14 protein-coding genes are annotated in these 13,186 nt (G+C 59.6%); 3 read left to right on the forward strand and 11 right to left on the reverse strand.

Annotation, left to right across the window (positions count from 1 at the left end):
* Positions 1-14: 14 nt before the first annotated feature.
* Genes argB through K7H22_RS09700 form a run of 3 tightly spaced genes read left to right on the forward strand, consistent with a single transcriptional unit; the run spans position 15 to position 2,043 of the window.
* A complete protein-coding gene (gene argB, locus K7H22_RS09690; protein ID WP_230800541.1) occupies positions 15-884 on the forward strand; it encodes an acetylglutamate kinase in 870 nt (289 codons plus the stop codon).
* A gap of 8 nt (positions 885-892) precedes the next feature.
* Positions 893-1,555, forward strand: coding sequence for a ferredoxin (locus K7H22_RS09695; RefSeq protein ID WP_230800542.1), 663 nt, complete (start codon positions 893-895; stop codon positions 1,553-1,555).
* The gene (locus tag K7H22_RS09700) at positions 1,552-2,043 is read left to right on the forward strand and encodes a SixA phosphatase family protein (protein WP_230800543.1); all 492 of its coding nucleotides are present in this window, start codon (positions 1,552-1,554) and stop codon (positions 2,041-2,043) included. The genes K7H22_RS09695 and K7H22_RS09700 overlap by 4 nt, the downstream gene beginning before the upstream one ends.
* A 44-nt stretch (positions 2,044-2,087) precedes the next feature.
* Here the strand turns inward: K7H22_RS09700 and K7H22_RS09705 are convergent, their stop codons facing one another.
* The 11 genes from K7H22_RS09705 to rplQ form a co-directional block, all read right to left on the reverse strand.
* Complete coding sequence (locus tag K7H22_RS09705) at positions 2,088-2,882, reverse strand: amino acid ABC transporter ATP-binding protein (RefSeq protein ID WP_330165849.1); 795 nt, start codon at positions 2,880-2,882, stop codon at positions 2,088-2,090.
* Positions 2,883-2,892: 10 nt separating this feature from the next.
* Positions 2,893-4,392, reverse strand: a complete 1,500-nt coding sequence (locus tag K7H22_RS09710; RefSeq protein WP_230800544.1) for an amino acid ABC transporter permease — start codon at positions 4,390-4,392, stop codon at positions 2,893-2,895.
* A gap of 1 nt (position 4,393) precedes the next feature.
* On the reverse strand, positions 4,394-5,608 hold the full coding sequence (locus tag K7H22_RS09715; RefSeq protein ID WP_230800545.1) for an amino acid ABC transporter permease: 1,215 nt from the start codon (positions 5,606-5,608) through the stop codon (positions 4,394-4,396).
* 128 nt (positions 5,609-5,736) lie between these two features.
* On the reverse strand, positions 5,737-6,756 hold the full coding sequence (locus tag K7H22_RS09720) for an amino acid ABC transporter substrate-binding protein (protein WP_230800546.1): 1,020 nt from the start codon (positions 6,754-6,756) through the stop codon (positions 5,737-5,739).
* A 198-nt stretch (positions 6,757-6,954) separates the two neighbouring features.
* Positions 6,955-7,671 (reverse strand): ATP12 family chaperone protein, encoded by a 717-nt coding sequence (locus K7H22_RS09725; RefSeq protein ID WP_230800547.1) that lies wholly within the window; start codon positions 7,669-7,671, stop codon positions 6,955-6,957.
* Entirely contained in the window at positions 7,668-8,351 is a 684-nt protein-coding gene (locus K7H22_RS09730) for an HAD-IA family hydrolase (protein ID WP_230800548.1), read from the reverse strand. The genes K7H22_RS09725 and K7H22_RS09730 overlap by 4 nt, the downstream gene beginning before the upstream one ends.
* Positions 8,348-9,391, reverse strand: a complete 1,044-nt coding sequence (locus K7H22_RS09735) for an RluA family pseudouridine synthase (protein WP_230800549.1) — start codon at positions 9,389-9,391, stop codon at positions 8,348-8,350. Before K7H22_RS09735 ends, K7H22_RS09730 begins: the two co-directional genes overlap by 4 nt.
* On the reverse strand, positions 9,388-9,765 hold the full coding sequence (gene crcB / locus K7H22_RS09740) for a fluoride efflux transporter CrcB (protein ID WP_230800550.1): 378 nt from the start codon (positions 9,763-9,765) through the stop codon (positions 9,388-9,390). Before crcB ends, K7H22_RS09735 begins: the two co-directional genes overlap by 4 nt.
* A 69-nt stretch (positions 9,766-9,834) precedes the next feature.
* Positions 9,835-11,157 carry a replication-associated recombination protein A gene (locus K7H22_RS09745; RefSeq protein ID WP_230800551.1) on the reverse strand — a complete coding sequence of 441 codons (1,323 nt, stop codon included), beginning with the start codon at positions 11,155-11,157 and terminating at the stop codon, positions 9,835-9,837.
* Positions 11,158-11,162: 5 nt separating this feature from the next.
* On the reverse strand, positions 11,163-12,557 hold the full coding sequence (locus tag K7H22_RS09750) for a trypsin-like peptidase domain-containing protein (RefSeq protein ID WP_230800552.1): 1,395 nt from the start codon (positions 12,555-12,557) through the stop codon (positions 11,163-11,165).
* A gap of 130 nt (positions 12,558-12,687) precedes the next feature.
* Positions 12,688-13,107: a 50S ribosomal protein L17 gene (rplQ, locus tag K7H22_RS09755; protein WP_230800553.1), complete on the reverse strand. Its 420-nt coding sequence runs from the start codon at positions 13,105-13,107 to the stop codon at positions 12,688-12,690.
* Positions 13,108-13,186 lie beyond the last annotated feature (79 nt).

Raw genomic sequence — 13,186 nt, forward strand, 5'->3', positions numbered from 1 at the left:
CAGAGGAACACGGGATGAAAAAAAGAGACATGAACCGCGACTGGATCGCCACCGCACGGACACTGTCCGAGGCACTTCCCTATCTGCAGCGCTATGCAGGTGCCATCGTCGTCATCAAGTTCGGCGGTCACGCCATGGGCGATGACGAGGCCATGGACACTTTCGCCCGTGACATCGTTCTGATGCGACAAGTCGGCGTGAACCCTGTGATCGTCCATGGCGGCGGTCCGATGATTAATGACATGCTGGACAAGCTGCAGATCAAGTCGGACTTCGTGCGCGGCAAGCGCGTCACCGATGCCGCCACGATGGACGTGGTAGAGATGGTTCTGTCCGGTCAGGTCAACAAGCGGATTGTGCAGGCCATCAACGCGCAAGGTGGCCGCGCAGTCGGCCTGTCGGGCAAGGATGCCAACCTGATTTTCTGCGAACAGACCGACCCTGATCTTGGTCTGGTCGGCACCCCGTCCGAGATCGACCCGTCGATCCTTCGCACGCTTTTCGATGCGGGAGTAATCCCTGTCATCGCGCCGCTGGGCGCTGGTCGCAACGGCGAGACTTTCAATATCAATGGTGATACCGCAGCAGGGGCGATTGCCGCGGCGCTCAAGGCCGACCGTCTGCTGCTTCTGACCGATGTGGCCGGCGTGAAAAACAAGGATGGCGAGGTTCTGACCGCGATCACGGCCGAACAGATCCGCGAGATGACCGCCGATGGCACCATCGCGGGCGGTATGATTCCGAAGACCGAAACGGCACTGGCCGCGATCGAGGGCGGCGTGCGGGCCGTGGTCATCCTTGACGGACGTGCACCTAATGCGACACTGTTGGAGTTGTTTACTGAACACGGCGCTGGCTCGTTGATACGAGCGCGTTTTGATTGAAACCGCCAATGGCGGCGCAGACAAGCTATGCCGAGCTGTCAGACGCCGCGCGCGCGGTACATCTGGATATCGCAGGGGCCTTTTTCCCGACAGCAGATGACGGCTGCCCTGACGACACGCAAACGCTGGTTCTGTTGTCACCGCTCGAGCCGGGCTTCTGGGCAACCTTCAGCACGTCCCCTGAAAGAAGTGACGGGGTGGCTGAACCGTTAGACCGCTGGTCAAAGCGGGTGATCGGCCAACTGGCGAAGGATCACGCAGGCGAGGCGCTGTTTCCCTTTGGTGGGCCGCCTTACCAACCATTTCTGCGATGGGCGTCATTATCGGGGCGGGCTTGGGGTTCGCCTGTGGGGCTGCTGGTTCATGATACCGCAGGCCTGTTCATCTCCTTTCGTGACGCACTCGCCTTGCGGACTCGGCTGGACATTCCGGCAGCACCTGAAAGCAGCCCATGCCGCACCTGCGCCACAAGGCCCTGTATCGCGGCTTGTCCGGTCGGCGCTTTGGGCCAGCAAGGATATGACGTGCCCGCCTGTCGTGCCTATATCTCAGGCAAGTCTGGGGCGGATTGCGTGGATAATGGCTGCGCCGTGCGGCGGGCCTGTCCAGTCAGCCAGAGCTATGGCAGGTTGCCAGAGCAATCCGCATTTCACATGAGAGCTTTCCGATGACCTGTCGTTTGATCCTGATGCGCCACGCCAAATCCGACTGGGGCAGTCCGGGCCTGCCGGATCACGAGCGTCCGCTGAACAGACGCGGGGCGACGGATGCGCCTGCCATCGGCGCATGGCTGCGTGCACGCGGCTATCTGCCTGACGAGGTTCTGTGCTCTACGGCTGTCCGCACAAGGGAAACGCTGGCGGGGCTTGGGATAGACGTGCCCGCACAGTTTGTGCCCGCACTCTATCACGCCAATCCCGAAACGATGCTGGACCTGTTGCACAAAGCGACCGGCAGGACGGTCCTGATGCTGGGCCATAATCCCGGAATCGCCTATTTTGCCACTAACCTTTTGCGCCAGGCGCCAACGCATCCGCGCTTTGACGACTATCCGACAAGCGCCACGCTGGTCGCAGAGTTCGAGATCAACGACTGGAGTAAGCTGGTGTTGGGCACCGGCCATGCCAAAGATTTTGCGATCCCCGCCGATCTGGCATGAAAACACCGCCCAAAGGCAGTGTTTAGCATCGGAATGATCGGTTTTCAGTGTCCCAGAATCTGGCTTAGGAACAGTTTGGTCCGCTCTGACTGGGGGTTGTTGAAGAATTCCTCGGGCTCGTTCTGCTCGACGATCTGGCCCTGATCCATAAAGATCACGCGGTTGGCCACTTGCCGTGCAAATCCCATTTCATGGGTGACGCAGATCATGGTCATACCGTCTTCGGCAAGGCTGACCATCGTGTCCAGCACTTCCTTGATCATTTCTGGATCAAGGGCCGATGTCGGCTCGTCAAACAGCATGATCCGAGGACGCATGCACAGCGAGCGGGCAATCGCCACGCGCTGCTGCTGGCCGCCCGATAGTTGGCCTGGGTATTTGTCGGCCTGTTCGGGGATTTTGACCTTGGTCAGGAAATGCATCGCGATTTCCTCGGCCTCGCGTTTGGGGATCTTGCGAACCCAGATCGGCGCAAGGGTGCAGTTTTCGAGGATCGTCAGATGCGGGAAAAGGTTGAAATGCTGGAAAACCATCCCGACCTCCGACCGAATACGGTCGATATTCTTGAGATCAGAAGACAGCACTGTGCCATCCACGGTGATCTTGCCCTTCTGGTGTTCTTCCAGCGCATTGATGCAACGGATCAACGTCGATTTACCCGACCCTGAAGGGCCTGCAATCACGATCCGTTCTCCGCGATAAACCGTCAGATCAATGTCGCGCAGCACGTGGAAGCTGCCGAACCACTTGTTCATCTTCTCGATGGAGATCGCCACCTCGTCCGATACGGTGGCTTCCAACCGCGAAATCGGGGCAGTGCCTTGTGCTTGCTCAACCATCATACTCTCCTCAGCGGTGATCGGTCCGGAGGCGCTGCTCCAGATACATTGAATAGCGGGACATGAAGAAGCAGAAGGTAAAGAACAGCAGCCCCACGAAGATGTAGAGTTCCCAGTAGATACCGTTCCATTCGCTTGTGGCCCGAATGGCATTTGTCAGACCCAGCGGATCGCGCAGACCGATGAAAACAACAAGCGTTGTGTCCTTGAACAGGCCGATAAAGGTATTCACGATACCGGGGATCGAGATTTTCAGCGCCTGCGGCAGAATGATCAGGCGCATCGACTTCCAGTAATCCAGCCCCAGCGAATTCGCCGCCTCGTATTGTCCGTTCGGCAAGGCGGCCAGACCGCCGCGCACGACTTCGGCCAGATAGGCCGAGGCGAACAATGTGACCATGATGATCACACGTAGCAGCAGGTCAAAGCTTGTGCCTGGTGGCAGGAAATAGTTCAGCAGCAAGGAGGCCGTAAAGAGCCAGACAATCAGCGGCACGCCGCGGATTACCTCGATAAACGCCACGCAAACCCACTGGATCAGGGGCATCGAAGATTGCCGTCCCAAAGCCAGCGCAATCCCCAAGGGCAGCGACAGCACAATGCCCGAGGTGCCGATGATGATGGCCAGCATGAAGCCCCCGAACTGGTCGGAAGACACCGCCGCCAACCCCCAAGGCAGGATACTGTCGAACACGCCTTGCACCGTTGGCAGCAGCGGGAAGACGCCAGTGATCCCCAGAAAGGACAGAGGGTTCATGAAGATCAGCAGGAAAGCCAGTAGTCCGCCCAAAGTGCCCCCCAGCATCCCGAAGCGTGATGCGAGGGTACGCCCGATCAGGATGCACGCCACCAGCCCAAGTGCGACCAGAACCGGCAGCCAGACGGAGCCGCCCCAGAGCAGAAAAAACGCGACAAAAGGATAGGCCAGCGAGAAGAGCAGCATAGACCGCGGAAGGCTGGAGTAGAGAACGGGTGCCACAGCGACGACCAGCAACAGCAATGCCAGCATCGGACGCCAGTATCCGAAGAACAGGATCAGCCCGTTGCTGGTCTGGTTCTTCATGGCCGAGACAAATTCGATCCGCTGCGTCGCGTTCAGACCGCCGTTGAACACAGTGTCCACGCCGCCCGCTGCCGCCAAGGCTTCACCATGGAAAAGCCTTGCCAGAAGCGGATCGTCGGTCGGGTAGAAGCCGAAAAGGATTTGCAGCCAACGCTCATTGATCACCGCCCAACAGGCGGCGCTTTCCAGCCCGCGCGCGTCACGGATCGCACGACAGTCATTCAACGAGGTCGCGTTCCATATCCCGTTCAAGGTCCAGGGAAGGATTCCCGACAACACATACCAGATGACGTAAAGCGCAACAAAAGTCAGGATCGCATTGAACCACGACGAGACAAGGTTTTCACGCATCCAGCGGATTACGCCGGTTTGACCCGGAGGGGGTGCCGCAGGGTCCAGCATCTCGCGGCGGACATAGGCGACAGGATGCGTATTCTGCGTACTCATGTCACCGCTCCTTCAGTTTGACGCTGGAGTTGTAGAAGTTCATCGCGGAGGAAATGATCAGACTCGTGATCAGGTAGAAGATGCCCAGCAGCAGCATGCCCTCCAGCTCTCGCCCGGTCTGGTTGATGGTGATCCCGCCGAGGGTAGAACGCACATCCATATATCCGACCGCAATCGCCAGCGATGAGTTCTTGGTCAGGTTCAGGTATTGCGAAATCAGCGGCGGAATGATCACCCGCAGCGCCTGTGGCAGAATGATCAGTTGCATCGTGCGGTTGGGTTGGATGCCCAAGGCAAAGGCCGCCTCTGTCTGGCCCTTGGAAACGGCAAGAATACCCGAGCGCACAATCTCGGCAATGAAGGCCGATGTATAAAGCGACAGCGCCAGCCAGAGTGCGATGAAAGAGTTCCGTATCTGGATGCCACCCGCGAAGTTGAAGCCACCGAGTTCCGGCATTTCCAGCGTGACCGGACGCCCCATGACGAAATACGCCAGTAGCGTCGGCAGAAAAAACAGCGCTAGCGAAAGCCGGAAGACCGGAAGGATCTGCCCCGTGTCTTGCTGCCTTTTGCGGGCGACGTTGCGCAGGATGAAAATACCGATCACCGACAGGATAAAGACCGCAACCACTAACATCGACCCCTCGGCCCAGATGGGGCGCGGAATGTAAACACCACGGTTGGAAATCGCCACACTGTCCCACAAGATCAGTGAAGCGCTTCCACCCTCGCGGAAATCACGAGGTTGCGGGGTTGCCTCGGTCATTACGGCAAAAACGATCAGGATCCAGATCAGCAGCGGGGTATTTCGCATCGCCTCGACATAGAATGTCATAATGCGGGCCACGAGCCAGTTGCTCGACAGGCGCAGCACACCTGCCAGAACCCCGATAATGGTTGCAAGGATGCAGCCCAGAACAGCCACGACAAGGGTATTCAGAATCCCGACGACTGCCGCCCGTGCATGAGTGTCCTGCGATGTAAAGGGGATCAGTTGCTGGTTGATGTCGTAACCGGCCGTGCTCCAAAGAAAGCCGAAGCGGATATCTTTGCCAAGAGCGGCCAGATTGGTGACGGTGTTGTCAACCAGTTCGACCAGAAGCAACATGATCAGGATGGCGGCGACGACCTGAATTGTCATCGAACGGTAGCGCGCATCATAGAGAAGCTGGCTCAGTCGAAAAGATTCGCGCGGTGGGTCGGTCGCTTCGGCCATGCACACTCCTGAAATCAAAATGCAAGGACTGAGGCCAGACAACAGCCTGACCCGCAAGGGTGCTTCATACGATCAGATAGATAACGGGAAAGGGCCCGGCGTTATGCCGGACCCCTTACGTCATGCGATCAGCGGAACGGAGCCGCGTAGAGCAAGCCGCCATCGGTCCACTGTGCGTTCAGACCACGCGCCAGACCGATCGGAGTGGCTTCGCCGATGTTACGCTCGAACACTTCGCCATAGTTACCTACAGCCGCAATCGCCCGTGCAGCCCAATCCTTGTCCAGACCGATCATCGCGCCCAGTTCACCTTCGGTGCCCAGAAGACGATTGATCTCGGGGTTGGCTGTCGGGTTTGCGCTCAGTTCAGACACGTTGGCCGATGTGACGCCGTATTCTTCAGCCGCGATCAGTGCGCTCAATGTCCAGCCGACAATATCACCCCATTCGCTGTCGCCGTGGCGCACTGCGGGGCCCAGCGGCTCTTTCGAAACGACTTCGGGCAGGATCACATGCTCACTTGCGTTCTCGAAGGTAGCGCGGGTTGCAGCCAGACCGGAGATGTCAGTGGTGTAGACGTCGCAGGCACCTGCCAGATACTGCTGCTGACCTTCGGCGTTGGTTGCCACGGGAACGGGCTCATAGCTGATGTTGTTCACGCGGAAGTAGTCGGCAAGGTTCAACTCGGTCGTGGTGCCGGTCTGGATGCAAACGGTGGTACCATCCAGTTCCTTGGCCGACGACACGCCGATATCGCTACGGACCATGAAGCCCTGACCGTCATAGTAGTTCACGCCCTTGAAATCCAGTTTCAGGTCGGTATCGCGCGAAAAGGTCCAGGTCGAATTGCGGATCAGAACATCCACTTCGCCTGCCGCAAGCGCGGTAAAGCGGGTCTGGCTGGTCAGAGGCACGAATTCCACAGCCTGCGCATCCCCCAGAACCGCTGCAGCGATCGCACGGCACAGAGATACGTCAAACCCCTGCCACACACCGTTTGCATCCGGTGCTGCGAAACCTGCGAGGCCTTCGTTGGAGCCACACTTCAGGGAGCCGCGCGCTTTGACATCGTCAAGCGTGGCCGCAGCCGAAGCACCGGCGGCCAGACCAGCCACTGTCAGCGCACCCAAGAAAACTTTTTTGTTCATTTTTACCTCTTCCTGATTAACCGCCCTTTTGAGCAGAGCGTGTATCCCGCCCATAGCGACGGTTCGCAATTGTCGAGGAGAGTGACCCCTCAATGTACTGGGAGTTTGGTCGGATTCATCGTAATCCGTCAAGTCCATCATCACCGAATGGAAAGGCTCAGCACCAGTTTCCCTTGCGGAAGCTGCCCGAATTTGCAGCTAGCGGGAAGGCCGCGAAAGATCATGAAAGCGTTTGGCATGCAGAAAGGCCAATCGTTTCGTCTCGGCCAGCGCAGCAGCATCCTCGTCAGCGCCCCATTGTTCGATCTGCCAATCCTCATCCAGACGCGAAACCTGCCACAAGCGTTCTATTTCAAGGTGATCGAGCGTGGCCGCGAAGCCAATGATCAGTGAACCGGAAAGGCTGACAAGATCGTGAAAAGCTGCAAGTGCAAAACTATCCATCGCATGGACCCGCTGTGACAACCGGTCCAGAGCGACCGGCTCTTGCGGCACGTGCACAACGCCGCTGGCTATGCCCAGGCGCGCGCCCAAGACATTCGCCGCCCAATCAAGCAGCGGGTCCCATATTTCGTGCTGGCGCGCCACCAGTTCCGCGGGCGCAGGGGCGCGGTAGCAAAGCAGATCGCTATCACCATAATCCGCGATCATTTGCGCCACTTCGCCATGCTGCACGGCAACCTTGTCGATGGCTGCATTGGCCGATCGGGTCAGCGGCATGCTGCGCGGGTCGATAGAACCCTGCTGCGCGTCCCATTCGGCGGCAATCGCGTCTGCCAAGGCACGTGTCGGCAAAACAAGCAGCGCTTTAGCGGGTGTCCTGACAGGGCGTCCATCCAGAAGAACGCCATAACCGTCCCTCTCCAGGGAAACCGTGGCGTCTTTCCAGAAACGCTTGGCTTTCCATTCGCTCATGCTGCCACCCTCCAGAGATCTGCAAGCCGATCCGGCAGGTCGGAAAAACGGTCAATCACGCAGGTCGCCGCTGTTAGGGCCGCAGGTCCGTGATAGCCCCAGCTTACACCGATTGACCGGATACCCGCCGCACGGGCCATATCCATATCATAGGTGGTATCGCCCACCATCACAGCCTCCGCCGGATCAACGCCGGTTTCCCGCAAAGCTGCCAGTATCATCGAGGGATGCGGCTTGGACGGATGGTGATCCGCCACTTGCCGCGTCAGGAAAAGCCCGTCCAGACCGTGGCTCGCAATCAGCGCATCCAACCCGCGCTGCGATTTTCCGGTGGCAACCCCCAGAAGTGTCTCGGGCTGGCGCGACAAAACGTCCAATACCTCGCGCGCGCCGGGGAAAAGCGGCGAGGATTGTTGTGTGTCGCTTGTCAGGCGCTTGCCCATATAGGCCTGTTTATAGCCTGTCACGAGTCCGGCGCGCATCCCATCCGGCAGGTCGGGCACAAGACGGGCCATCGCCTCGTCCAGCGACAGACCCACGATGGACAGCACAGCGGCGCGCGGTGGCATGGGCAAGCCCTGCCCTGCGAAACTGACGGCCATTGCGCCCAGAATATCCGCCTGACTGTCCACGAGTGTGCCGTCAACGTCGAAAATTACCAGCCGCAAACGTCCTGTCACCGGAGCGCCTCGAACGGGTCTTCTGCCGCCAGATCCTCGGTCCAGCCGAATGTCTCCCAGCTATGGGCCATATGATCCGGCAAAGGCGCCGTGATTGTGATTACCTTGCGGGTTTGCGGATGTTCGAAGCGCAGCATACGGGCGTGCAGATGCAGCTTTTTCGAGATGATCCCGCCCAATTGCGCGCCCCAGCCATCGCCCATGTTTTCCTGACCCGAACCACCGTATTTCCCATCACCCACAATGGGATGACCAATCTCGGCCATATGGGCGCGCAACTGGTGCGTGCGCCCTGTTAGTGGCTCCATCGCAACCCATGAGGCACGACCACCCACGCGGTAAAGCGTGGCATAAAGCGTATGGGCACGCTTGGCGCCGGGTGTCTTGTCGATGTCGCGGGGATGCACGGCATGCATCTTCTCGCCCTCGCCTTTCGCGCCGTGGCCGGGAGCCTTGACCAGACCGAACTTGACCTCACCCAGATAGGGCGTCGGCACACCGGCGACGATGGCCCAATAGATCTTGCGGGTCTCGCGGTGGCGGAAAGCTTCGGTCAGCGCGGCGGCGGTCTTGCGGTCGCGGGCCAGCACGAGAACGCCTGTCGTGTCCTTGTCCAGACGATGCACCAGACGCGGTTTCTCCTCGTAGCCGAAGCGCAATGCCTCGGCCAGACCGTCGACATGCTTGACCGTTTTGCTGCCGCCCTGTGTTGGCAGACCCGCAGGCTTGTTGATGGCGATGATGTAATCGTCTTTGTAGATGACCGCGTCCTGCATCATCTTGATATCGGCCGGATTCAGCCGCGTCTGCGCGACAACTGTCATCTGTTCGGGATCGGGCAAAGGGGGAATCCGCACCTCCTGCCCCGCTGCAAGCCGCGTCGCCGCCTTCACGCGGCCCCCGTCTACGCGCAACTCGCCCTTGCGGCACATCTTTTCGACCATCCCTTGCGTCAGATGCGGAAAAATCCGGCGCAACCAGCGATCAAGCCGCTGATCACTATCGGCCTCGGATACCGGAATGGTCTGAACGCGGCTCATTGAAAAACCTCTCTTGCCAGCACCATGGCAACAGCCAGAGCACTTAGCGACAGTATAACGGACGCGCCGACATAGAAGCCGGCCAGCATAGTCTCGCCCCGCTCGTACATCGCCAGCGCATCCAGCGAAAAAGCCGAGAAGGTCGTGAACCCGCCCAGAATACCGGTCAACAGCAGCGGTGCCAGTCTTGTGGCATCTTTCTGCGCCAGAAGCACCACCAACAACCCCATCAGGAACGATCCGACCACGTTCACAGCAAGGGTGCCCCAAGGGAAACCGGCCCCCATCAGCCTGACAGCGCCGACGGAGGTCAGATAACGGGCCACAGCCCCGATAGCGCCGCCCAGAGCGACCTGAAGAAGGGTAGTCAACATGCCTGCACCTGTGGCGAGAGGGGGGGAGAATGTCAAGTTTTCCTCTGACATCAGCATGTCGCGAGGTCGTTACACGTCAGGACCACGCCGCGCGCGCAACTTGACGAAATAATCCAGCCTGCGTTTCAACTCCCGCTCGAAGCCGCGCTCGACCGGTTGGTAAAGAACAGGCCGTTTCACGCCTTCGGGAAAGTAGTTCTGCCCCGAAAACCCGTCTTCGGCATCGTGATCATAGGCATAGCCCGCACCATAGCCCTGATCCTTCATCAGCCCCGTTGGTGCGTTCAGGATATGTTTGGGTGGCGGTTCCGATCCGGTCTGGCGGGCAAGCGCCATCGCCCCCTTAAAGGCGACATAGCCCGCATTCGATTTCGGGGCCAAGGCCAGATAGGCCACCGCCTGCCCCAAGGCCAACTCACCTTCGGGGCTGCCCAGTCGTTCATAGGCATCCCAAGCCTGCAGACAAACAGCCTGCGCCTGCGGATCGGCCAGCCCGATATCCTCGACCGCCATACGGGTCAGACGCCGCGCCAGATAGCGCGGATCCTCGCCGCCGGTCAGCATCCGCGCGAACCAGTAAAGCGCTGCATCCGGATCAGACCCGCGCACCGATTTGTGCAGGGCCGATATCAGGTTGTAATGCTCATCCCCCGATTTGTCGTATTTGGCCGCCCGTTTCATCAGGCGGGTTGCAAGGGCATCCGTGTCCAGCTTGCCATCAACCTTCCACGCAGCCACCTGTTCGATCAGGTTCAGCAGCGCCCGCCCGTCACCATCAGCCATCTCCAACAGCGCCTCGCGCGCCGGACCGGTCAGCGGCAGGGCGCGGGCCAGTTCCTGTTCAGCCCGCTGCGCCAGACGTTCGAGATCGGCCAGATCAAGCCGCTTGAGCACAAGAACCTGCGCGCGACTAAGCAACGCCGCGTTCAACTCGAAACTCGGATTCTCGGTCGTCGCACCAACCAGAAGGATTGTCCCGTCTTCCATATGCGGCAGGAATCCGTCTTGCTGTGCCTTGTTGAAACGGTGGATTTCGTCAACGAACAACAACGTCCCCTGCCCGTTACCGCGCCGCATCCGCGCCGCTTCGAACACTTTGCGAAGTTCGGGAACGCCCGTGAAGATCGCGCTGATCTGGATGAAATGCAGATCGGTCTCGGTCGCCAGCAAGCGCGCGATCGTGGTCTTGCCGACACCCGGCGGCCCCCAAAGGATCAATGACGACAGCGAACCAGAGGCCAGCATCACCCCCAAAGGCGCGTCAGGGCCCAAGACCTGCTCTTGGCCGATCACCTCATCCAGCCGCTGCGGTCGCAGCCTGTCAGCCAGCGGACGCGGCGTGGATCCGCCCTGCGCGGGCTCTGTCGCAGTGGTATCGAACAGATCGGCCATCTGGATTAGAGCCTGCTACGCAACGACAGGCGCTGCAGCCCGCGTTGCAATGTCACTGTCAGGGACCGCGTCCCAAGCGCAAACGCTTGCGCCACTTGGGTTGTTTCCGTGATCTCGACACCGTTGATATCTAGGATCACATCACCAGCCTGCATGCCGAAACGCGCCCCATAGGGGCCTGTGTTTTCGACCACAACACCGGTTGTGGACAGGGGCAGGTTGAAGGCTACCAGCACGGCAGGGTTCACATTGATCACGGCCAGACCGGGCAACGGGGTCTGTTCGTCCATCTCGCGGCGGTCCCGATCAGGCCAGTCGGGCGCGGCTTCCAAGGCCACCGGAAGGACCTCTTGCTTGCCATCACGCACCCGCGTCACCTTCGCCTCGGCGCCAAGCCCCGCCACAGTCATGCGAAACACCATCTCGGCGGGGGTGTTCACCGCTTGTCCATCAACAGCAAGGATAACATCGCCCTGCTGAAAACCCGCCATTGCAAAGACACTAGCGGGATGAAGCCCCGAGATCAGGATGCCGCCCGGCAAGGGCAGACCAAGCGAGGCCGCAATATCCGCATCAACCGGCTGGCCCGCCATGCCCGCCCACGGACGTTCGAACTGCGTTCGGCCTTCGCGCGCCTGATCGACGAAGCGGGCGACCAGATTCGCAGGAATGGCAAAACCGATCCCGTTCGATCCACCAGAGCGGCTCAGGATCGAGGTATTTACCCCGATCAGATCGCCATTCACATCAATCAGCGCGCCACCCGAATTGCCGGGATTGATAGCGGCATCCGTCTGGATGAAATAACCACGCCCCGTGCCCGTGGCCGTGCCGGATCGCGCCAGTCCCGACACAATCCCGCTGCTGACGGTCTGGCCCACGCCGAAAGGATTGCCGATGGCCAGCACAAGCTCTCCGACCTCGACACTGTCGCTGTCGCGCAGAGGCAGCGCCGGTAAATCCGAAACGCCCTCCAGTTGGAGTAGGGCCAGATCGCTTTCCTCGTCCCCCAAAATTACCGTGGCAGAGTATTCGCGCCGGTCCGATAGCACGACGCGAATATCTGTGGCTTCACCCACAACATGATAATTGGAGACGATAATCCCGTCCGGTGACAGGATCACACCAGAGCCAAGGCTATTCTGGACTTGCGGGCGTACGGTGCCGAAGTCGCGGAACATCTCTTGAAAGAACGGATCGCCAGCAAAGGGGCTGGACCGTACAGCCACAACACGCTTGGCATAGATATTCACCACGGCAGGTGTGGCTTTCTTGACCAGAGGCGCAAAACCTATCTGGATCTCGGCCTGAGAGGTCGGCACACGCGTGTCGGCCCAAAGCGATGTGGCACCAAGCGGTGCCATCACAAGCGAGAGAATGACAAGACAGGGGCGGAGCATCGGTTTCTCCTTGTTCCGGTGGTCCAGATATGATCACCGCCGTGCTGTAATGCAAGTTGCGGTGCCGGAATGCAAAACCCCCGCCCTTTGCGGGGCGGGGGTTTCCGAACTTTGGCCTGAGGCCGCGGGATCAATCCTCGGCGGCTTCTTCGGCTGCTACGCGGGCTTTGTCGCCTGCGCCCTTGGCGTTCGGGTCGCGGTCCACGAGTTCGATGATCGCCATCGGTGCCATGTCGCCATACCGGAAACCGGCCTTCATGATACGCACGTAACCGCCCTGACGGTCTTTGTAGCGCGGTCCCAGTATTTCGAACAGTTTCGCAACATAGGCATCCTGCTTCAACTGTGCACCGGCCTGACGGCGGGCATGCAGGTCACCGCGCTTGCCCAGCGTGATCAGTTTTTCAACGATCGGGCGCAGTTCTTTTGCCTTTGGCAATGTGGTCTTGATCTGCTCATGTTCGATGAGCGAGCCGGCCATGTTCGCCCACAACGCCTTGCGGTGCTCATGGGTACGGTTCAGGCGGCGGTAGCCTCTTGCGTGACGCATTGTCGTTCTCCTTTAAGCTTTACGAAGCTTGTTTGCTTTGTCCGGTGGCCGATGCGGGTCAGCCACTCTCCTTGGGGCA

The sequence above is a fragment of the Seohaeicola saemankumensis genome, assembly GCF_021021435.1.
Lineage (GTDB): Bacteria > Pseudomonadota > Alphaproteobacteria > Rhodobacterales > Rhodobacteraceae > Seohaeicola.

What these genes read in the sequence shown, in the direction of transcription:
- argB (WP_230800541.1), top strand. Translation starts at nt 15, where the DNA reads ATGAAAAAAAGAGACATGAACCGCGACTGGATCGCCACCGCACGGACA.
- K7H22_RS09695 (WP_230800542.1), top strand. Translation starts at nt 893, where the DNA reads ATGGCGGCGCAGACAAGCTATGCCGAGCTGTCAGACGCCGCGCGCGCG.
- K7H22_RS09700 (WP_230800543.1), top strand. Translation starts at nt 1,552, where the DNA reads ATGACCTGTCGTTTGATCCTGATGCGCCACGCCAAATCCGACTGGGGC.
- K7H22_RS09705 (WP_330165849.1), bottom strand. Translation starts at nt 2,882, where the DNA reads ATGGTTGAGCAAGCACAAGGCACTGCCCCGATTTCGCGGTTGGAAGCC.
- K7H22_RS09710 (WP_230800544.1), bottom strand. Translation starts at nt 4,392, where the DNA reads ATGAGTACGCAGAATACGCATCCTGTCGCCTATGTCCGCCGCGAGATG.
- K7H22_RS09715 (WP_230800545.1), bottom strand. Translation starts at nt 5,608, where the DNA reads ATGGCCGAAGCGACCGACCCACCGCGCGAATCTTTTCGACTGAGCCAG.
- K7H22_RS09720 (WP_230800546.1), bottom strand. Translation starts at nt 6,756, where the DNA reads ATGAACAAAAAAGTTTTCTTGGGTGCGCTGACAGTGGCTGGTCTGGCC.
- K7H22_RS09725 (WP_230800547.1), bottom strand. Translation starts at nt 7,671, where the DNA reads ATGAGCGAATGGAAAGCCAAGCGTTTCTGGAAAGACGCCACGGTTTCC.
- K7H22_RS09735 (WP_230800549.1), bottom strand. Translation starts at nt 9,391, where the DNA reads ATGAGCCGCGTTCAGACCATTCCGGTATCCGAGGCCGATAGTGATCAG.
- crcB (WP_230800550.1), bottom strand. Translation starts at nt 9,765, where the DNA reads ATGTTGACTACCCTTCTTCAGGTCGCTCTGGGCGGCGCTATCGGGGCT.
- K7H22_RS09745 (WP_230800551.1), bottom strand. Translation starts at nt 11,157, where the DNA reads ATGGCCGATCTGTTCGATACCACTGCGACAGAGCCCGCGCAGGGCGGA.
- K7H22_RS09750 (WP_230800552.1), bottom strand. Translation starts at nt 12,557, where the DNA reads ATGCTCCGCCCCTGTCTTGTCATTCTCTCGCTTGTGATGGCACCGCTT.
- rplQ (WP_230800553.1), bottom strand. Translation starts at nt 13,107, where the DNA reads ATGCGTCACGCAAGAGGCTACCGCCGCCTGAACCGTACCCATGAGCAC.